Below are 20,649 nucleotides of genomic sequence, written 5' to 3'. Positions count from 1 at the left end.
ACGGCTCCGAGCCGACGATCTACCGGTAGCGCACCCACCTCTGCGGCATACACCTGAGCGCCGCATACACACGCGACGAACAGCGGATTCGGACAACGAGCGAGCGACGCGCTTCCCCGTCAGCCGGCTTTTTGCAGGCGATAGCCGACGCCGTGCACGCATTCCAGGATGCCCGACGCCCCTGCGGCCACCAGCTTTTTCCGTAGCCGGGTCATGTGGCTGTCGACGGTGCGTGTGGATGTGCTTACGTCTGTCATGCATGCATTGAGCAATTCGATGCGCGTAAATGCCCGATTCGGCAGCCTGGCCATGTGGGCCAGCAGGCGGAATTCGACGAGTGTCACGGAAACCGGCGCTTCACCGGAGGACGTCCGCACGCCCACCCTATAGCTTTCCGTATCGACTTCGAGCGCGCCAACCCGGAGACGGCGTTCAGGCGCGAGCGCACCAGAGCGGCGAAGCATCGTGAGCAATCGCGCGACGACTACATCCGGGTTGAACGGCCTGACGATGTAGTCGTCAGCGCCGGCGTGCAGTGCACGCAGCCGCTCCCCGTCCAGATCACACGCCGACATGACGACGATGGGGGTATCGCTTTGTCGTCGAAGCCTGGCCAGCATGTCCAGGGTATCCGCACACAGTTCACGGACGTCGAGAATGACCAGATCCGGCTTCAGGTTCAGTTGCGTGGCAAGCACGGCCTGGGAGGTGTTGGTCTGAAAGGTTCGAAACCCGTTGCGAGTCAGGCAGGTATCGAGCGTTGACGCCATTTCCGGTGCGTCATCCGCGATGAGTATGAGCGAGTGCATGTTTGAATTTCCGAGTCGTCGCCTTTCGCGCGCGTGAACACCTTCCGGGCAGCATTCGACGCCGGATGGGGTCAAGGTTCGCTGGCACGACTCGACGAGTTGAAAGCAGCGTTCGGCGTGACGCATGCCGAAGCCATCGGGATAGAGGCGGGGGAAGACTATTTCCTGCACCCGGACAGGCCGGACGCCGAGCAAGGTCGATCGGCTGATGGGTTCGTTGGTTCGTTGGTTCGTTGGTTGCGGCGACGCATCGCCGCGAAGCAAGCACCGGTCTTTCTCCGGTGGTTGGCACACACAGGTCGCCACCCGGCATCCGGGCTTCGGGTGGCGACATCGCGTTCCTCGTGCTCGCCTTGTTCTTCCAGGAACAAGGATGCTTTCATGATCGGCGGTTGGCTGCGTCGCCCGACCTCGCGGCTCAAGCGTTCGACGCCAGGAGGCTCGAGATGCCCCAGCAGCGTCCAGCCTCGCGTCAACCGGCCAGTTGGCCCTTGCATTCAGGCAGCGGACGTCGCTGCATACACCTTGCTCGCAACGTCCGTGTCCGCTTGATGCCTTCGTGCCGGCGCAGGTCGGCACGAGAGAGGGCCAGTCAAACCGCGATGCCGGATTTCACGCCGACATCGCAACCGGGAATCGCGAGATCCTCCGGATCAGATCCGAGGCTTTCTCCCCAATCATGATAGTCGGCGCATTCGTGTTCGCACCCACCAGCGTCGGCATGATGGAGGCATCGACCACACGCAAGCCTTCCGTTCCCCGTACGCGCAACTCAGCGTCGACGACGGCGAGCGCATCGTTCCCCATGCGACACGTTCCTACCGGGTGGTACACCGTGTCGGTCCGTTCGCGCAGCAACGCACGAATGTCGTCGTCCGATCGCGACCGGGACGCGAACAGGTCTTCCGTCACGAACTGGGACATGGCGGGCGCCGCCATCAACCGCCGGGTCAGCTTGTAGCCCTCGAGCAGGACTTCGATATCATCCGCGTGCTCGAGGAATGCCGGGTCGATCAACGGCGCGTCCAGCGGATCGGCGCTTCGCAGCTTGACCGATCCACGGCTTTTCGGCCTCAGCAGGCACACGTGACACGAAATACCATGTCCGAGCTGCACCTTCCTTCCATGATCGCTGACGGGCCCCACGACGAAGTGCATCTGAACGTCCGGTCGCTCCAGATCGGGACGCGTCTTCAGGAAGGCGCCGCCTTCCGCGAAGTTGGTCGTCATCGTGCCGTCCCGCGACGCCCGGTATTGCCGGATGTCGCGCAACGTCTTGATCCCGCCGCGTACCGATACCCCCAGCGCGTCCAGGCTGTTCGTCTTGTAGCTGACAACGAAGTCCGGGTGATCCTGCAGGTTCTCCCCCACGCCCGGGAGATCGGCGACGACCTTGATCCCGTGACGCTCGAGTTCGTCCTTCGGCCCGACGCCGGACAACATCAGCAACTGAGGCGATTGAAACGCGCCCGCGGAAAGGATCACCTCCTTCTTCGCCCAGACCGTCTCGACATTCCCCCCACGCGTGACCTCGACACCAACGGCCCGTTTGCCGTCGAACACGATGCGCCTGACCTGCGCGCCCGTCTCCACCGTCAGGTTGCCGCGGGCCTTCATGTGCGGAAAGAGATAGGCACGTGCCGCACTCCAGCGCTCGCCATTCTTCTGGGTCACCTGGTAGATGCCGACGCCTTCCTGCTCCGCACCGTTGAAATCGTCCGTGATGGGCAAGCCGCACTGACGCGCGGCCTCCAGCCAACGGCCCTGAAACGGATTGCCCGTCCTGAGGTCGCTGACCCACAGCGGGCCGCCGCGCCCGTGCCATTCATTGCCGAGGCGCTCGTTGTGTTCGCTTCGCTTGAAATAGGGGAAGACGTCGTTCCAGGCCCAGCCTTCGTTGCCAAGCGCGGCCCAATCGTCGTAGTCGGCATGATGGCCGCGCGTGTACACCATCGCATTGATCGCCGACGATCCGCCCAACGCCTTGCCGCGCGGCTGGTAGCCGCGTCGCCCCTGCAGCCCCTTTTGGGGCACCGTCTCGAACGCCCAGTTGTTCAGCCGGGACGGGACCATCAGCACCAGCGCGGCCGGCACGTTGATGGGCCATCCATCGCCGGTGCCGCCGGCTTCGAAGAGGCAGAGCGTCACATCGGGGTCTTCGGTCAAACGCGAAGCCAGCACACTGCCTGCCGAGCCGCCGCCTACAACAAGATAATCGAATGAGTTCTTCACGGGTCTGTGTCCTGGATAGATGCCTGAACGCTGCACAAGCAACTACCTGATGCATCGATTCCGCCACTCGCGTCGCGGCCTCACCGAGCCGTTGCGCAATCGGCTTCATTCCGTCATGCATCAGCACTGCGTGGCCGCACCGGCAGCGTTGGAGGTCATCCATCGAACCGCGTGCGGCCACGAAATGGCGAAAAGCGAAATCAAGTCGCTCCCGCCAACGTATCAATGGTGCTGCGCGCCGCCGAGTACCTTTCGAAAGCTCGCGATGCCCTTCTCGATCCACGCCTGGGCGCCCGGGGAAATTGCCCCCATGTCGAAGAAGCCGTGAATCATGCCGTCGCACCGGATCGTGTCGACCTTGACGCCGCTCGCGTGGAGCAAGCGGCCATAGGCCTCGCCCTCGTCACGCAGCGGATCGAATTCGGCGGTCAGGATGACGGCAGGCGGCAACCCGGCAAGGTCCTTCGCACGGATCGGCGCCAGTCGCGGATCCTCCCGGTCGGTACCGTCGAGCACGTAATGTCGCTCGAACCAGGCGATCGTCTCGAGGTCGAGAAAGTAGCCTTCGCCGTTTTCCTTGAAGGAAGGAAAGCCGGCGCGATCCTGCGCGACCGCGGGGTAGATCAGGAACTGCGCGGACAGCGAAATGCCGTCGGCGTGCAGTTGCTGGGTCACGACCGCGGCCAGATTGCCGCCGGCGCTGTCTCCGGCCACCGCCACCACGTCGCTGCCGCCCAGCTCACCCGCGTTCGCGATGACCCATTTGGTGGCGGCAATCGCATCGTCCGCCGCGGCCGGATACGGATGCTCCGGCGCCAGCCGGTAATCCACCGAGACGACGACCGCGTTGGCGCCGCGCGCCAGCTCCCGGCAAATGTTGTCGTGCGTATCCAGATCGCCGATGACGAATCCGCCGCCATGGAGATAGACGACCGTCGGCAGATTGCGCTCCTGGGTCGGACGGTACAGCCGCGCCCGCAGCGATCCGGTCGCGCCGGGAACGGTCAGGTCTTCCACGCCGTGAACGTCGACCACGGCCTCCGGTGCGCGAACGGCGCGCGCCAGATGCTGCATCAATCCACGAGCCTCTTCCGGGCTGGACTGCGGCAGCGGTTTCGCGCCGGACCCGGCAAGGGATTCGAGAAAACCAGCGAGGTGCAAATCGAGTGCCATAACTTCACCTTTAATCGAACGTTGCTCGGAGATCAGCGATACACGAGGACTTCGGCATCCGGGCTCAATTCCGGAATGGTCTGGCGCTCCTCCTCGTACTCGAAGTGGTGCTGCCACGGCATGCGATCGCCACGCGAGTGCATCTGGTGTTGCGACCGCATCACGTACCCGGCATTGAAGTTGTTCGGGTCCGTCCACGGCAGCCGCTGCATGTCGGCGTCTTCGGCGCGCAGGCGCGGTTCCACCGTCTTCGCCCCCACCTTGTCCATATGCGCCAGGACGCGGCAGGTGAATTCGCAGACGAGATCGGCGCGCAGCGTCCAGCTCGACCGGTAGTAGCCGTAGATGAACGCCATGTTCGGGATACCCTCGATCATCATTCCGCGATACGAGACCCGCTTGGTCATGTCGACCGGATCGCCGTCGACGTGAAACGCGATCTGGCCGAAAGCGCTCATATCGAAGCCGGTCGCCGTCACGACGATGTCCGCCTGCAGGTGCTCGCCCGACGCCAACGTGATGCCGTTTTCGTCGAACGATTCGATGGTGTCCGTCACGACGGACGCTTTCCCGTCCCGGATGGCCGTGAAGAGGTCGCCCTCGGGCACCGCCGCCACGCGCTGCTGCCACGGGCGATAGCCGGGGTTGAAGTGCTTGTCGACGTCGAACCCTTCCGGCAGCTGTTGCCGGGTCTCGTTGATCAGCCAGTCGCGAACGGCGTCCGGGTTCGCTGCGGCCAGGTTGATCAGGTCGAACGTCTGCTTCAGGTGCGCACGCCGCAGAATCTCGGAGCGCCATTCTTCGGGCAGGCTCAGTTCGCGAAGCGTCGCGTCCAGCTGGTGGGTCCAGGGAACCGCCGTGAAGAACGTCGGCGACCGTTGCAGCATCGTCACGTGCGCCGCGGTGCCGGCCATCGCCGGAATCAGCGTCGCGGCCGTCGCGCCCGAGCCGATCACGACCACGCGCTTGCCGGCATAGTCGAGGTCTTCCGGCCAGTGCTGCGGGTGAATGACCGTTCCCTTGTAGCGATCGAACCCGTTCCACTTCGGCGTAAAGCCCTGGCGATGGTCGTAGTACCCGGCCCCCAGCCACAGGAAGTCGGTGGTGATCGAGAAGTGTTCGCCCGTATCGTTGCGCGATACCTCGACCGTCCAGCGCTTCTGTTCGCTTGACCAGCTCACCGTTTGAACACGATGCCCGTAGCGGATCTTCGAGCCGAGGTCATACTCCTTGATGACATCGCCCAGATAGCTGTGGATCTCGTCTGCCGTCGCGATCGAGCGGCCCTGCCACGGGCGAAAGCCGAACGCATACGTGTACAGGTCGCTGTCGGAACGCGCGCCGGGGTAGCGATGGGTCCACCACGTACCGCCGAATCCATCCATCGCTTCCAGGATGGCGAACGAGCGGTCCGGCAGGTTCATGCGGAGATGGCAAGCGGCATCGATCCCCGAGATCCCCGCCCCGATGATTAGTACCTCTACGTGCTCAGGCGAACACGAATCTGCTTGATTCTTAGTCATGAGATCCCTCCGATGACCAGTTATTGAAAATATCCGTAACGCCGCACGACTAGATCATCCGACTTGGTCATGTGACTACAGAGGAAAAATACGCCCACACGTGTATGCCAGCGACACCGCTTCAAACCAGCACGAGGCAGCCACCTACGCACCCGACCGGACACGCACGCGAGTCATTGATGTGCGCATCCCGATTTGACCCGCCACTCTGAACATGATCAATTGACCAAGTCCAACGGTTCCCAGTCTATGCAGTCGAGGGATAATTTGAATCAGGAGTTTCCATTACACGATCCGTCGCGAAGGTTGCATGCTCCATGCCTGTGCGACGATCGAAGCGTCAAGCATCGCAACCGTCTTTTTCGGCGAGCCGCCGAACGAAGGAAGCAGCGCGATCCAGCAGGTATCTCGCTGCCGGGATAGCACGGGCCGCGGTGACGATGCCGTGATGGTGCCCGGGCAGATGGTGATGCTCGACCTGGCTCCCGGCGCGGGCCGCGCATGACGCGTAGGCGATGCCTTCGTCACATAACGGATCCAGCCCCACCGTTGCCATGAACATCGGCGGCTGCCGCCGGCCTTCCGCATGCAGCAGCGGGGACAGGCGTGGAAGATCAAATGGCGTGCCGTCCGGCACGTAGTGCTCCCGGAACCAGAGCATCGACTCGGCGACAAGCGGAAATCCGCCTTGAATGCGCCGGTATGACGGAAGTGACGCCGTCAGGTCGGTCACGGGATAAAACAGGACCTGCCCGATGATCGCGGGCCCCGCCACCGATGCCGCATTGGCGATGAGGGTCGCCATATTGCCGCCGGCGCTGTCGCCCGCCAGGATCACCCGGGACGCATTGATGGAGAGCGCAGCAGCGTTGGCCGTCAGATAGTCCAATGCCTGCTCGCAGTCTTCGAGCGGGACCGGCCACCGGTGCTCCGGCGATAGCCGGTACTCCACCGAAGCGACGGCACACCCGCCATGCCGTGCGAGATGCCGGCAGATGCCATCATGCGTGTCCACGCTGCCGATCACCCACCCGCCGCCGTGAATGAAGACGACAAGCGGGTTGCCGTCGGCACTCGCCCCGGCGGGCGGGCGATAGAGCCGTACCCGAATGCTGCCGCCTGCGACGGGAACATCGATGTCTTCGTGGACAACCGCCTCGTCGCCCGTGAGGCCGTTCAATTCGCACGCACGCACGAAGTTCACGCGCGACTGGTCGACGGAAAAGCTGCCGTAGTGTCGTCCGCCCAGTTCGCGGAACGCCCGAACGGCGTCCCGGGCATCGTCAGCCACCTCCGTCAGCGGCAACCAGTGCACTGATGTCATGTGCCTCTCCGCTCAGATCGCCGCGAACACGCTTTGATCCCATTGCGTCGCCGCGCGGTACTCGTCCACCGTGCCCGGCCAGTTGTTGATCACCTTGCCTTGTGCGTTCTTGTACCAGCTCGAGCAGCCCGCCGAAAACGCCGAGCCGGCCATCGCCGATTGCAGCTTGTCGTTGTATGCGTCGAACACGCCGCTGTCGACGCTGACTGCCTTCACGCCGGCCGACGCCATGCCGCCGATCGCGTCGATGATGTAGTTCTGCTGGATCTCGAGCATCGACACGATGGAGTTGTGGTTCAGGTTGGTGTTCGGCCCGTACAACATGAACATGTTCGGGAAGCCCGGCACGGTCATGCCCAGATAGGCTTCCGGGCCGTCTGCCCAAGCCTGGGCCAACGTGCGGTCCGTCCCGCGAACCTGCAGGCTGCCCTGGAACGCCTGGCTCTCGAACCCGGTTCCGAACACGACCACGTCGAACGGGAGCAGACGGCCGTCCCGGGTCACGATGCCTTCGTCGACGAACGACTCCACCCCCGCCGTTTCCAGCGCAACGTTGTCGCGCATGAGCGCCGGATAGTAGTCGTCCGATCGCAGAATCCGCTTGCACGCGTATTCATAGTCCGGCGTCAGCTGCTCGCGCAGGACCGGGTCGGGCACCTGGCGATGAAGGTGGGCCAACGCGAGACTCTTGCCTTCCAGCTGCGCGTTCGAACCCATCCGTGTCCGCTCGAACCCGGACTCGCGGAACGCGTGCAGCGATTTCCTGCTTTCTTCGAAAAGATGGGGCTCGCGCTCGTAGGTATCGAGCTGCTCCGTCGAGAAGACGATCTGGTTGCGCGGCATGATCCAGTTCGCGCTGCGCTGGAATACCGTCAGGTGATCGACCTTCGGCGCGATGAGCGGCACATACTGCACGGCGCTGGCGGCGTTGCCGATGCTTGCCACGCGCTTGCCGGTCAAGTCCACGTCGTGCCGCCACTCGGCGGAGTGGAAATACTCGCCGTTGAAATCCGCCAGGCCGCGCACCGCCGGGATCATCGGGCGATTCAGTTGCCCCCAGGCCGGCACGAAGAATCGCGAGGTCATCCGGGAACCGTCGTTCAGCTCGAACCGCCAGACGCTTGCACTTGCATCCCATTCGGCACTGCGAATCTCGGTGTCGAATCGCAGGTGTTCTGCGAGGTCGAACCGCGTGGCAAGCGATTTCAAATAGTGCAGCAGCTCATTCCGGCCGGCATACATGGCGCTCACGCGCAAATGCGGATGGAAGCTGTAGCAGTACAGGTGCGATTCGGTATCGCATGCCGCGCCGGGATACGAATTGTCCAGCCAGACGCCGCCGAGATCGGGACGCTTCTCCAGCACGACGAAGTCGTCGATGCCCGCGATCTTCATGCGAGCGGCCATGCCGAGGCCTCCGAAGCCTGCACCCAGGATAACGATCTCGTGGTGCTCAATCCTTTCTACATTGTTCACGGTGCACTCTCTCTATTTACATTACGGCGACTGCGGATTTTCCGGCGTCGGTTCAATAGGCCTGTTCATACAGGCGCAATGCGTCCGACTCCGTGACAACGACCGGATTGTTCAACAGCAGGCGCTGCTGCTTCATCGCATCGGCCGCCAGGGTCGGCAGGCTCGCCTGCGTGACACCCACGTCGCGCAGACGTCGCGGCGCGCCGGATCGGTCCATCAGGTCTTCCAGGAATGCGATGAACGCCGCCGTGCGCGCCGTGGCGTCGCCCGTTCCACCCACGCTTACGACGTCTGCCAGTTCCGAATAATGCGAAGCGGCCGCTTCGGCGTTGAATCGCAGCACGGGGCCAAGCATCAATGCGTTGGACAAGCCATGCGGGATATGGAAATGGCCCCCCAACGGATACGCGAGCGCATGGACCGCGGCCACCGGGGCATTGGCGAAGGCCTGCCCCGCCAGCGTGGCGCCCAGCAGCATTGCCTCGCGTGCATGCCGGTCGTGACCGTTTTCGCAAGCCGGGATCAGGTTGCTCACCAGCAATCGCAGAGCCTCACGCGCAAGCGCGTCGGAGAGGGCATTCTTCTTGTGCTTGCTGGTATAGGCCTCGATGGCGTGGACCATCGCGTCGATGCCCGTCGCGGCGGTATGGCTGCGCGGCAGACCGACCGTCAATTCGGCGTCCAGGATCACTTTGTCGGCATACAGCTGACGTGAGACGATGCCCATCTTGGTTGTTTCGTTAACCGAAACGATGGAAATGTTGGTGACTTCCGATCCGGTACCGGCCGTCGTAGGGATCTGCACCAATGGCAGCCGTGCGCCCTTCACGTTGCCGATTCCGTACATTTCCGCGAGCGATTGCCGCGAGACGGTGAGCACGGCGGCCAGTTTTGCAATGTCCATCGACGAGCCGCCGCCCAGGCCGATGACGATATCCGCCTCCGCACCGCGCGCGAACTCGACGCAGCGCGAGACCACGCTCTCCGGCGGGTCGGCCACGACCTCATCAAAAACCGCCACACGGAATCCCTCGGCTGCCAACGACGCTTTCGCCGGTTCCAGCACACCGGCGTTGTGCAGCCCCGCGTCGGTCACGATCAGGACATGACGGCGCTCCGTCCAGGCCGCCATCACCTGACCCAAGCGGCGTACACACCCCCATTCCTGGAGAATGGACGGAACAGTTTCGAAGAGCATCGATTGCGGGGACATTTCCATTGACGTTTCCTTGATGCAGACTTTGGCAGTTAGACCTGGGAGCACATGTACTTGATTTCCAGGTATTCCTCGATTCCATAACGGGAACCCTCCCGGCCCAGGCCCGATTGCTTGACTCCGCCGAACGGCGCGACCTCGTTGGAAATCACGCCGGTATTCAGGCCGACCATGCCGTACTCGAGTGCCTCGCCCACACGCCAGATGCGGCTGTTGTCACGCGTATAGAGATAGGCGGCGAGCCCGTACTCGGTGTCGTTGGCCATCGCGATCGCTTCTGCTTCATCGTCGAAGCGGAACACCGGGCCGACGGGCCCGAAGAGCTCCTCGCGCGCGAGACGCATGGCCGGCGTCGCATCGGCAATGACGGTCGGCTCGAAAAACGTGCCCCCGAGCGGATGGCCTTTCCCGCCGGTGACGATGCGTGCGCCCTTGCTTACCGCATCGTCGATCAGCTGATTCAGGTGGTCGCAGGCGGACTTCTGGATCAGCGGCCCCTGCTGCACGCCCGGCTCGATGCCGTTCCCTACCTTGAGCGCCTGGACTCGCCGGGTGAGCGCCTCGACGAAACGGTCGTGAATGCCTGCCTGGACAAGAAAGCGATTGGCGCAAACACAGGTCTGACCGCTATTCCGGTATTTCGACGCCATCGCCCCTTCAATCGCTGCGTCGAGATCCGCGTCGTCGAACACGATGAAAGGTGCGTTGCCGCCGAGCTCGAGAGAGAGCCGCTTGATCGTTCCGGACGATTGGCTCATGAGCACGCGGCCCACTTCGGTCGAACCGGTGAACGAAAGCTTGCGCACCACCGGGCTCGCCGTCAGCACCGCGCCGATCTCGCGCGACGGGCCACACACCACTTGAAGGACACCCGCCGGAATGCCCGCTCGCTCGGCGAGGACGGCAAGCGCAAGCGCCGTCAGCGGCGTCAGGTCGGCCGGGCGCACGATGATGGAACAGCCCGCGGCCAGTGCCGGCGCGACCTTGCGCGTGATCATCGCGGCCGGGAAATTCCACGGCGTGATCGCGGCACACACGCCGATCGGCTGACGGATGACGAGGATGCGCTTGTCACCTTGCGGGTGAGGCATGACGTCGCCGTAGACACGCTTCGCTTCTTCGGCGAACCACTCCACAAAAGAAGCGGCATACGTGATTTCGCCGCGGGCCTCTGCCAGCGGCTTGCCCTGCTCCGACGTCATGATCAAGGCGAGATCGTCGGCATTCGCCAGGATCAAGTCGAACCACGCGCGCAACAGCTTTGCGCGTTCGTGGCTGGTCCGTTTCTGCCAGCCTTGCTGTGCAAGCGCCGACGATTCGATGGCTTGCTCAACCTCCGCAGCGCCGAGGCTGGCAACGCGAGCCAGGATGTCACCCGTGGCCGGATTCGTGACGGGAAACGAGCGACCATCCGTGCCTTCCTGCCATCCCGATGCCAGCCAGGCGCGCGTCTCCAGCAGGGCGCCGTCTCGCAGCCGGGCGCGTAGCGCCGAGGGGTCAATCACTTCGTTCTTCCTGCTGTGCAGTTCATCCACGAGCACTGTCTCCAGAAATTCTTGTTTTTCAACCGAGGCACTTTCAGCCGACAGGCGAAAACGGCTCAGGTGTCGATACGCGGGCGCCTGCTCCCTCCCCCCAAGATTTCGCCGGACTTCCGGTGGCCGGTGTGCGCCGAATTCCGCGCCGCCCCTGAAGCGTTCACACAATCTTGCCCACCTTGGGAACGTCCACGCTCGAGCGATGACGTCCAATTGGGGATGAAACAGGCATGTAGATCACTTGACATGGTCATTTGACCATAAACCATTTTTCGCGGCAACTCAGTAGTTGCACGGGCTGTCGGTGACGCGTGGGAGATAGCCACGCAAGGTGGTGACCGCCAGGCAAGGGGAGCGCTCGGGGCCTGCGCTGGCAACGAGAACTCGACAGATTTGCTCGGCGGCGTACTGCGTGAAGGACACGCTGCCTGCTTTAAAAGGCAGGTAGACATTTGCCCGACCAGGGCCACGGTCCGATGAACCGGGTAAGTCAGCGCATGGAATGGACGCCTCAGTTGCCGTGCGAGCGCCGAACCAACGGTTCAAGAGATGGCAGCGTGTGGCACGACACCGGCCACGATCGGGTGCCAGAGTGTGCCGGCGAGACCTTGAGCGCCACGGCAAGCAGGGGTCGCGGCGATGAATACGCCCCAGGCCGATGACGGTGCGCACGGCGCGTTCGATCGGGTTTGCACGCGAAAACGCGCTCTGTCACGCCCCTTGCGGATGGCAAAGCCCCGTAATTTCAGTGTAATATCCGCGGCAGAAGACCATTTGTATTATCAATCGAAATAATGAAAACAGTCAGCCGGACTCAATCTGGCGACTGAAACGGGGAAAGCTTGAACTCGCCATTCAATACCGGGGCATCCGGATCCGTTGGGCCGCACGTGCCAATTCACGTCGGCCGGATCTCTTCTTCTCTACGCCGACACTTCCCGCGCGGCCGAGCCCATTCCGACTGATATCCCGCGCTGAACGGCCCGCGCCGCGTCGCTCGCCTTCATAGCACGCGTCGATACGCCGCCATCCCGCGATTCGGACAAACGTGTGCATGCCCGCACGGCGACGTCACGTCGATCGATCAAAAGAAGAGGATTACTTATTATGACTGCGTGTACCCACTGTGGAACCGATCTGCCCGGCGGGCTCAAGTTCTGCAAGCAATGCGGAACACCGGTTGCGGCCATCCGGACCGAAGCGGCCGGCGCACCGTGCCGGAGCTGCCACGCCGTTCTGACGCCGAACCAGCGTTTCTGCAACAAATGCGGGACGCCCGTCGCATCGGCCGATGACGCCGGGGCGATCGAGGTCGAGGTGCCCGCGCCGCCGGTCGAGCCGGCATGGCAACCCGCATACGGGGCTGTGGAATCCGCTCACGAGCCGGCACACGGCGCCGTCGACGCTCAGGATACGCAAACGGACATCAGTGTCGAATCGCTGGTGGTGAACACCGCAGACACGGTATCGGATCGTGCAAACGCCCCGTTGCAATCGCACGACGCTGCGGCAACCGCCGCGCACATGACAGCGGCAGACCATCGCGGCGACGCGGTCGCTGCGTCGCATGTCTCGCCTGTCATCACGGATGCCCAGCCCGCGGCAGCCGGTGCATCGGCGAACATCGAAGCAGCACTCGTCGATGACGAAACAAACGGCGTCGAAGCGGTTCTCAAACCTCACGACGCTTCAGATGCCGATGTAACGTCGGCGTCGGCCGAACCCATGCGCCCGGCATCCGGCGTGGTGCCCCGGCCGATTTCGCAGACCGCGACGACAATCGACGATACGTCGGCAAAACTCAAGATCATCGCAGCCGGCGTCGCAGTCGCCATCGCCTGCGCGGGCGGCGCATTCTGGTGGCACGGCCGCCAGGCGAGCGCACCTGCAACGCCCGAACCGGTCGCCGCATCCACGATTCCTGCCTTCACGGCCGACGCCGCATCGGGCGTCACAGGATCGGGTTCCGTCACCGCCGGCGCGGTCGTTGCGACGATGCCGACCGACGCACCGGCGTCCGCGCCGATCGATACGGCCACTGCCGCCGCAGCCATGACCTCGCCTGCCTCGGGGCCGGCCGTCGTCACGAACATCGCGACGGCTCCGGTGCCCGCGACGCCACCGGCGTCGAACGCGCCGCCAGCATCCGCGAACGCGCAGCAGCCGTCGCCCTTCGCGAAACTGCAGGACGACACGCCCTCGCCGACCGCACCCACCGCCGTGGCGGAGGTACCGCGCAGCAAACCGCATCCGACACCGCCTGTCCGCCCGTCCACGGCGGCCAACCCTGCCGCACCCGCCGTCGACGGCCTGCTGAAACGCGCGCAGGGAGATCTGTCGCGCGGCCAGTACGACAAGGCCATCGCGACCGCGGAGAGTGTCCTTGCGATCGAGCCCGGCAACCGTCCGGCAAAGACGCTCATCGACAAGGCAAAGGCGCGGCAGATGGATGCACTGCGCAACAACAGCACACTTGAATGAAGCGCCGGAGAAGACCGACATGACAATCCAGAAAACCCTCGCCGCGGCCTGCGCGGTTACCTTGCTCGCCAGCGGCTGCGCCACCCAGAACGGCACCGGCGGGATCTCGTCCGAATCCGTGCTGCGCTGTACCGCGCTCGGCGCCGGCGGCGCGCTGGTCGGCGCGCTGATCGGCGGCACCAAGGGTGCGATCGGCGGCGCGGTCGCCGGGCTCGCCGCGTGCGCCGTGATCGAAGTCGCGACGCGGCAGACGAAGACGGCAGCCGAAGTCGATCGCGATTACCGCGCGAGCAACCGCAACAACCTGCCGCCCTACGCGAAGATCGATGCCTACACGACGGTCGTGACGCCGCGCTCCGCCGTCAAGACCGGCGAGCCGATCAAGCTGGCCTCGCAAATTCGCGCGGTATCCGGCACGAACGAGCCCGTTCAGGAAGTCAAGGAAGTCGTGACCGTCTACGCGCCGTCGGGCGAGCAGTTCAAGCGCGGCGAGAAGGTCGTCAACGCGACGCCGGGCAGCGGCGAATTCGACAACAGCTTCACGCTGAAGCTGCCGTCCGGAGCACCGCAAGGCACGTACACGCTGAAAAGCCAGGTCTACCTGAACGGCAAGCCGGGCTCGACCCGGCAATCCAGCATCCAGCTCGCGCAGGTCGACGGCGTCACCGTCGTCGCGCTGCTCGATGCCCCCGCCGCACACTGACCGGCCCGCACCTGCAAGGAGATTCAACGATGTCAACACTCGATCAAGCCCCCGTGTCGGGGAAGTTCGGTCTGCTGCGCGCCGCCGAGGCCGTCACGAACTGGCGCGCACTCGCGATGTCCGCTTTCGCGCTCGTCGCCAGCATGCTGATGGGCATGCTCACGATCCAGGTACTCGGTCACAGCCCCGTGCTCGGCCTGCTGTTCATCATCGCGACCTTCGCTGTCTCGCTGATCGGCTATTCCGCGGTCGGCATCGTGCTGATGCGCGATGCGCAGGCCGAGTCGGTCGGATTCGTCGATGCGCTGCTGCAGGCGACGTTCAGCGTCCACCGCCTCCTCGGCATCGGCGTGCTGCTCGTGGCCGGCTGGATACTGCTGCTGCTCGCGCTGCTGATCGTGTTCCTTGTTTGCAAGATTCCGGGCGTCGGCCCGCTGCTGTACGCGATCGCGTATCCGGTCGCGGCGATCGTCGCGGGCGCGATCTTCGCCGGCATGGGGTACGTCGGCTATCCGCTCGCTGCGCCCGCCATCTGGCAAGGCAACTCGACGCTGCAGACCGCCGCCCGCCTGCTGCAGATCGGCCGCCGCCAGTTGCTTGGCGTGATCGTCCGGATGTTCGGGCTGCTGCTGCTCGTCGGCGTCCTGTCCGCAATCGTGTTCGGCATTCTCGGCACGGGCGCCGCGATCGCGTCGTCGATCTCGGCGGCAACCGGCACCAGCCCGTTGGGCGGCCTGATGGGCACGCTCGGCGGCTTGGGCGGCCTCGGCCGGCACGCCAGCGCCTACGGCCTTGGCGCAGATGCGGCAGGCGGCGGATTCGACTACCGCAGCATGGCCTATCTGGGCGCGTACGGCTTCGGCAACGGCCTGCTGTTTGCGATCGGTCTCGTGATTCCGTTCCTGACGTTCGTCAACGGCACGTGCCTCATCTATCTGCAGACGGTCAGCGGCGTCGATTTCTCCGCAACGGAAGAGAAACTGAGCCAGCACGTCGCGGACGCGAAACGCCACGCCGAACAGGCACGCGAGCGCGCCGCCGATCACCTCGCGAAAGCACGCGACTCGCACGCCGCCGGCACGGCGAGCGCAGCGGGGACGGCATCGCTGCCAATGTCGGATACGGAATCGCCTGCCGCGGACGCAGCCACGGCGTGCGCGCAGTGCCACAAACCGATGGCCGCCGACGACCTGTTCTGCGGCGAATGCGGTGCGCGCCGTCACGCTTGACGGCTGTATGATCGCGCTTCAAAGCGCGGCTCGTGGTCCAGTATCGCCGCGAGCCGCGGGCTTCGGGCAGACAACAGGCACGTACCGGTATCTGAAGTAGTCGTTCCCGGTCTCCGCGACGGGTTCTCGTACCACCTCGGCCGTGAAATGCGGTGTGCTGTCCGGGGCGGAGATCTGCACCGATCATTGAGCGCCGGCTCGCTCCCCCGCACGGCCTCGACTTCCACCACCCGTCAGCGCCGCTTGCCCGCCTCCCGGTCGAGCCGGCGCAACCCGTCCAGCCGCTCCGCGATCCTCGCCTCGACACCACGCGGTGCCGGCTCGTACCAATACGGTTCCCGCATGCCGTCCGGCAGGTAGCTTTCGCCTGCCGCGTAGCCGTCACGCTCGTCGTGCGGATTCCGGTACGCATGCCCGAGCGCTTGCGTCAATTCGGCACGCACGTCACGCAGATGCGCCGGCACGTCGCGAGGCTGGTCCTGCCGCACGAAGGCCCGCGCCTGCATCAGCGCCATCCCGCCGGCATTGCTTTTCGCCGCGCACGCGAGATACAGCACGGCCTGCGCGAGCGCGAGATCGCCTTCGGGCGCGCCGAGCCGATCGCTGGTCTTGGCCGCATCGTCGGCGATCCGCAACCCGGTCGGGTCGGCCAGCCCGATGTCGTCGTACGCGATCGCAACGATCCGGCGTGCGAGGTAGCGGCGGTCGGTGCCGCCGTCCAGCATCCGGCACAGCCAATACAGCGCGGCGTCCGGGTTCGAGCCGCGCACCGACTTGTGCAGCGCCGAAATCTGATCGTAGAAATGCTCGCCGCCCTTGTCGAAGCGACGCGCACCGCTCGTCGTGGCGTGCTCGACGAAACGGCCGTCGATCGTCGTCACCCCCGCCGAGGCTGACGCTGTCCGCACCTGTTCGAGCAGGTTCAGGAAGCGTCGCGCATCGCCGTCCGCCTGGTCGATCAGCTTGCCGAGCGCATCGTCGTCGAACGAAAGCGTGCCGAGTGCGGTCTCGTGCGCACGCACAAACAGCGCGCGCAACGCGTCGTCGCCCAGCGGTTTCAGCACGTACACCCGTGCGCGTGAAAGCAATGCGCGATTGACTTCGAAACTCGGGTTTTCGGTCGTCGCGCCGATGAACACGACGGCGCCGGACGTGACGGACGGCAGCAGCGCGCCCTGCTGCGTTTCGTTGAAGCGGTGGATTTCGTCGACGAACACGATCGTACGGCGCCCGGCTTCGTCGAACAGCTGCTGCGCACGCGCCGTGACGGCGCGAATGTCCTTGACGCCGCCGAGCACCGCGGACAGCGCGGCGAACTCGCAGTCGAACGCCTGCGCGGTCAGCCGCGCGAGCGTCGTCTTGCCGACGCCGGGCGGCCCCCAGAAAATCATCGAATGCGGCTTGCCCGATTCGAACGCCCGGCGCAGCGGCATGCCCGCGCCGAGCAGATGCGCCTGCCCGATCACGTCGTCGAGCGACGTGGGGCGCAGCGCATCCGCCAGCGGACGGTGCGGTTCAGCGGAAAACAGGTCGGACATGGGTATGGGTGGGCACGCGCATCCGGCGGCACTGGTTGCCGCCGGATGCGCGGATTATGACAGCGATGCGGCAAGGGCGTCGGGTGGCGACATGTCGCAGCCAGGCATGCGGACACTGCACCCCTCGTTGCCGCTCACCGCGCCCCCGCCATGCTCGCAATCAGAACCGCTTGTTGATTCCCAGAACCGCACCGACTGTCGTACCCGGTACGCCGTACAGCGCATTGTCGATCGACAGGCCGAGGCGCTCATGGCCGTGATTGTTGGCCGCCCCGATCTCCGCATACAGCGACGTCGATTTCGACAGGAAGTATCGCGCGGTCAGCGCCCCGACGAGGCCATGATTGGCCGAATCGTGCGGATCCCGGACATACCACAAGCCAGAGTTGATATTCAGCTGCGGGAGCACGTAACAGTCGAACCCCACGTTCCAGACGTTGTTGCCGCCCCCGCTCGCGACACCGTTGGCGACGGTTGTCGGGACCTTGTAGCTGGTGAACGAGCCCTTCGCCGTGAACGCGCCGAAGTTGTAGAGCACGCCGATCATGCGACCGGAGAACGGCTGCTGGAACGTCGTCAATCCGGCGTTGTTCTTTCCTTCACTGGAGTCGTACATCGCCGCATTCACGACCAGCCCGCTGTACTGGTATCGAACGGCGACCGAATACTGCTGCCCCGCGCGGAAATCCCCGGGCATCCCGCCGGGCGCATACATGATGCTGGTGGAGAAGCCGGCGAACTGCGAGCTCGTATAGGTGACGGCGTTCGGATTGAACGTGCCGGAAAACGTCTGGTCGGCGTACACCGAAAACGCGGTGCCAAACTGTCCGGCATTGCGCGGATCCGACTCGTAAATCGCGAGCACGAAAGGCGAATACTGCACGCCGGCCTTCAACTGGCCGAATGCGCCATCGAGCGCGAGCCACGCCTGGCGACCGAAGAAATTGCCGTTGCTGTTGTCGAAACCGCCATTGACGAGGCTGACGCCGCTCTCCAGCTTGAACGTCATCTTCATCCCGCCGCCCAGGTCCTCCTTCCCCTGCAAACCGAACGCGGACGGCTCGAGCCCCGCGTTGATGAGACTGAACTGCTTGCCCGCGTTGCCCTGGGCCGTCGAACCCAGCGTCTTGTTCGTGAACAGAAGACCGACATCCAGCGTTCCGTAAAGAGTGACGCTGCTCTGTGCGCATGCGCAAGCAGGCAGCATCGCGATGCCGAACGCGAACAGCTTTTGCGTCGACGAAAGGTGACGATCTCCGAACCATGTAATCATTTTGATATCCGAAATAAATCGGTTATGTGAGGTGAAGCCGAATCGATGTACATCTCGTCCTGCTTCCTGCCGCCTGCCGTCGCCCTGCCGGTCAGGCACGGGCCACGCATCGGCGGCCCGATTTCCGTCGCACGGCCGATGGCCGGCGTTCACGGGGCCGGCCGCGATGGCCCGCCCCGCTCTCTGCGCTCAAGCGGTGGCACATGGCCTGGCGCGGCAATCATCCGCGACGTCGTCTCCGCGACTTCGGCCAGTGCCGCCCTGCGTCATGCCAGCAGCTTCTTCCCCATCGCCTGAAGTTCCTCGAGAATGTGCGGCGGCGTCGTGCGATAGGCGCCAGCGACCGCTTCCGACTTGGTCAGGCCGATGCTCCGCCTCAGGTCGACCATCGACTCCGCCAGCTTCACCATGGCCGCGGGGCCGACGATCACGGGCACGCCCGTCCCTCGCACCTCGGTATAGCCGGCGAGCGCAAGCAGCGCGCCGCCGGGATTGCAACCGCACAGCACGGTATCGGCACCGTCCCGCACGCATGCCTGCGCGGCTTCGTCGAACATCTCGATCCATCGATCCGGCTTGCCGTTCGCGGCATCGACGATCGCGGGCCAGCACGACGGATCGAGCGCCCGCACCGGCTGGTTCCGGATGGCCCGGTGCTCCCAGCCATGCAGCCGGATGTGCGCTTCGAACGGCTCGATGAAGGCGGGCGCGATCGTCACCCACGCAAACTTCTTGCCGACCAGCTGCGCCATCAGCATCGTCGACTCCGCACCGCCCAGCACCGGCATCCTGACCGCCTGCCGGCATTCCTGCGAATACGCATCGATGATGCAGACGCCGGCCAGCGCGGCATCGAAGCCCTCCTTCTCCGCATCGACGACCTTGTTCACCACCTGAACCTTCGTGACGGCGCGCGGATAAAGCAGGTTGTTCGCAAACGCCCGCGGCGCGTCCTCCATGTAGCGCAGCGTGATCTCGGTGTCCGGCCGCGCAATCTGCTGCGCGAACTTCAGCATCGCGCCATAGGTCTCGCGCACGCCGCCGAAGTCCGCGTCGTTCGAACGGTTTTCCGCCTGCCATACCATCCTGATTCCCATACGTGTCTCCTCGTTGGATCAACCTGCCGGGCGATCGGCGATCGCCCGGGCCTACAGATCGAGCACCAGCCGTGCCGATTTCGAACGCGAGCAGCACGGCATCAATCGATCGTTGTCCGCCCGCTCCGCGGGCGTGAGGCACACGTCGCGATGATCCGGCTCGCCGGCCAGTACGCGCGTCTCGCACGTACGGCATACGCCCTGCTCGCATGACGTCTCGATCTCGATCCCCACCCTCGCGAGCGCCTGGACGATCGACTCGTCCTCTTCGACCGTCACCACCTGCCCCGAACTCGCCACCTCGACCTCGAAACGGTCGCTGTCGGCCGCCACGCGTTCGCCGGCCGCAAAGAACTCGTAGTGCAGCTGCGCTTCCGGCCAGCCGGCCGCGCGGGCCGCGCCCAGCACCGCGTCCATGAACCCGGTCGGCCCGCACACGTACAGGTGCGTTCCGCTCTCGGGCCGCGCGAGCCGCGCGGCGATATCGAATGCCGGGGTATCCGGTTGATCGTCGAAATGGAACTGCACGTGACGCGCATACGTTGCGCGGGAAATGCGATCGAGAAATGCGGTGCGTGCACGCGATCGCGAGCAGTAGTGCATCTCGAACGGCGCACCGATCGCCGCCAGCCGCTCCGCCATGCAGAGAATCGGCGTCACGCCGATGCCGCCTGCCATCAACAGGCTGCGGGTCGCATCGTGCGCAAGCGGGAAGTTGTTTTTCGGAACACTGATCGCGAGCGCGTCGCCCACCTGCACCCGATCGTGCATGCCCGCCGATCCGCCGCGCGAGTTCGGGTCGCGCAGTATCGAGATCTGATAGCGATGTCCTTCTTCGGGTGCGTTGCACAGCGAATACTGTCGCGTCGGCCCGCCCGGTACCGCCACGTCGATATGCGAGCCGGCCGAAAACGCCGGCATCGGCTGGCCGTCCGTGCTGACCAGCTCGAAACTGCAAATGCCGACGGCTTCCTCACGTTTCGCCGCCACGCGGACTGTCAGCCCGCCCACCCCACTCGTCATGCCTCCTCCTGGAA

General features: G+C 64.6%; 15 protein-coding genes. 3 read left to right on the top strand and 12 right to left on the bottom strand.

Going from position 1 to position 20,649, the window contains the following annotated elements; translation table 11 throughout:
• Positions 1-119: 119 nt before the first annotated feature.
• The 8 genes from BCEP18194_RS01275 to BCEP18194_RS01240 all read right to left on the bottom strand — a co-directional run bounded on the left by BCEP18194_RS01275 (position 120) and on the right by BCEP18194_RS01240 (position 11,288).
• Positions 120-809 (bottom strand): response regulator transcription factor, encoded by a 690-nt coding sequence (locus BCEP18194_RS01275; RefSeq protein WP_011349470.1) that lies wholly within the window; start codon positions 807-809, stop codon positions 120-122.
• Positions 810-1,421: 612 nt separating this feature from the next.
• Entirely contained in the window at positions 1,422-3,041 is a 1,620-nt protein-coding gene (locus BCEP18194_RS01270) for a GMC family oxidoreductase (RefSeq protein ID WP_011349469.1), read from the bottom strand.
• Between the two features lie 222 nt (positions 3,042-3,263).
• Positions 3,264-4,214, bottom strand: a complete 951-nt coding sequence (locus tag BCEP18194_RS01265; protein ID WP_011349468.1) for an alpha/beta hydrolase — start codon at positions 4,212-4,214, stop codon at positions 3,264-3,266.
• A 32-nt stretch (positions 4,215-4,246) separates the two neighbouring features.
• On the bottom strand, positions 4,247-5,737 hold the full coding sequence (locus BCEP18194_RS01260; protein ID WP_011349467.1) for a flavin-containing monooxygenase: 1,491 nt from the start codon (positions 5,735-5,737) through the stop codon (positions 4,247-4,249).
• Positions 5,738-6,077: 340 nt separating this feature from the next.
• Positions 6,078-7,061, bottom strand: coding sequence for an alpha/beta hydrolase (locus BCEP18194_RS01255; protein ID WP_011349466.1), 984 nt, complete (start codon positions 7,059-7,061; stop codon positions 6,078-6,080).
• 12 nt (positions 7,062-7,073) lie between these two features.
• Positions 7,074-8,537, bottom strand: coding sequence for a flavin-containing monooxygenase (locus BCEP18194_RS01250; RefSeq protein ID WP_081436520.1), 1,464 nt, complete (start codon positions 8,535-8,537; stop codon positions 7,074-7,076).
• A gap of 52 nt (positions 8,538-8,589) precedes the next feature.
• Positions 8,590-9,756, bottom strand: a complete 1,167-nt coding sequence (locus BCEP18194_RS01245; RefSeq protein ID WP_011349464.1) for an iron-containing alcohol dehydrogenase — start codon at positions 9,754-9,756, stop codon at positions 8,590-8,592.
• Positions 9,757-9,785: 29 nt separating this feature from the next.
• Positions 9,786-11,288, bottom strand: a complete 1,503-nt coding sequence (locus tag BCEP18194_RS01240) for an NAD-dependent succinate-semialdehyde dehydrogenase (RefSeq protein ID WP_425266303.1) — start codon at positions 11,286-11,288, stop codon at positions 9,786-9,788.
• Positions 11,289-12,398: 1,110 nt separating this feature from the next.
• Here BCEP18194_RS01240 and BCEP18194_RS41840 point away from each other — a divergent pair.
• From BCEP18194_RS41840 to BCEP18194_RS01225, 3 genes are read left to right on the top strand one after another with little or no spacing between them, the layout of a single operon-like run.
• On the top strand, positions 12,399-13,772 hold the full coding sequence (locus BCEP18194_RS41840) for a zinc ribbon domain-containing protein (protein ID WP_011349462.1): 1,374 nt from the start codon (positions 12,399-12,401) through the stop codon (positions 13,770-13,772).
• Positions 13,773-13,791: 19 nt separating this feature from the next.
• The gene (locus tag BCEP18194_RS01230; RefSeq protein ID WP_244272833.1) at positions 13,792-14,475 is read left to right on the top strand and encodes a hypothetical protein; all 684 of its coding nucleotides are present in this window, start codon (positions 13,792-13,794) and stop codon (positions 14,473-14,475) included.
• A 29-nt stretch (positions 14,476-14,504) separates the two neighbouring features.
• Positions 14,505-15,704, top strand: coding sequence for a hypothetical protein (locus BCEP18194_RS01225; protein WP_011349460.1), 1,200 nt, complete (start codon positions 14,505-14,507; stop codon positions 15,702-15,704).
• A 233-nt stretch (positions 15,705-15,937) separates the two neighbouring features.
• Here the strand turns inward: BCEP18194_RS01225 and BCEP18194_RS01220 are convergent, their stop codons facing one another.
• The 4 genes from BCEP18194_RS01220 to BCEP18194_RS01205 all read right to left on the bottom strand — a co-directional run bounded on the left by BCEP18194_RS01220 (position 15,938) and on the right by BCEP18194_RS01205 (position 20,635).
• Entirely contained in the window at positions 15,938-17,242 is a 1,305-nt protein-coding gene (locus BCEP18194_RS01220) for a replication-associated recombination protein A (protein ID WP_011349459.1), read from the bottom strand.
• A 160-nt stretch (positions 17,243-17,402) separates the two neighbouring features.
• Positions 17,403-18,515 (bottom strand): porin, encoded by a 1,113-nt coding sequence (locus tag BCEP18194_RS01215; protein ID WP_011349458.1) that lies wholly within the window; start codon positions 18,513-18,515, stop codon positions 17,403-17,405.
• A 266-nt stretch (positions 18,516-18,781) separates the two neighbouring features.
• The gene (locus BCEP18194_RS01210; protein WP_011349457.1) at positions 18,782-19,612 is read right to left on the bottom strand and encodes an aspartate/glutamate racemase family protein; all 831 of its coding nucleotides are present in this window, start codon (positions 19,610-19,612) and stop codon (positions 18,782-18,784) included.
• Between the two features lie 51 nt (positions 19,613-19,663).
• Positions 19,664-20,635, bottom strand: coding sequence for a PDR/VanB family oxidoreductase (locus tag BCEP18194_RS01205; RefSeq protein ID WP_011349456.1), 972 nt, complete (start codon positions 20,633-20,635; stop codon positions 19,664-19,666).
• Positions 20,636-20,649 lie beyond the last annotated feature (14 nt).

The sequence above is a fragment of the Burkholderia lata genome (assembly GCF_000012945.1).
Lineage (GTDB): Bacteria > Pseudomonadota > Gammaproteobacteria > Burkholderiales > Burkholderiaceae > Burkholderia > Burkholderia lata.
Note: the sequence above shows the minus strand (reverse complement) of the source record. Positions and strands in the feature narration are given on the sequence as shown.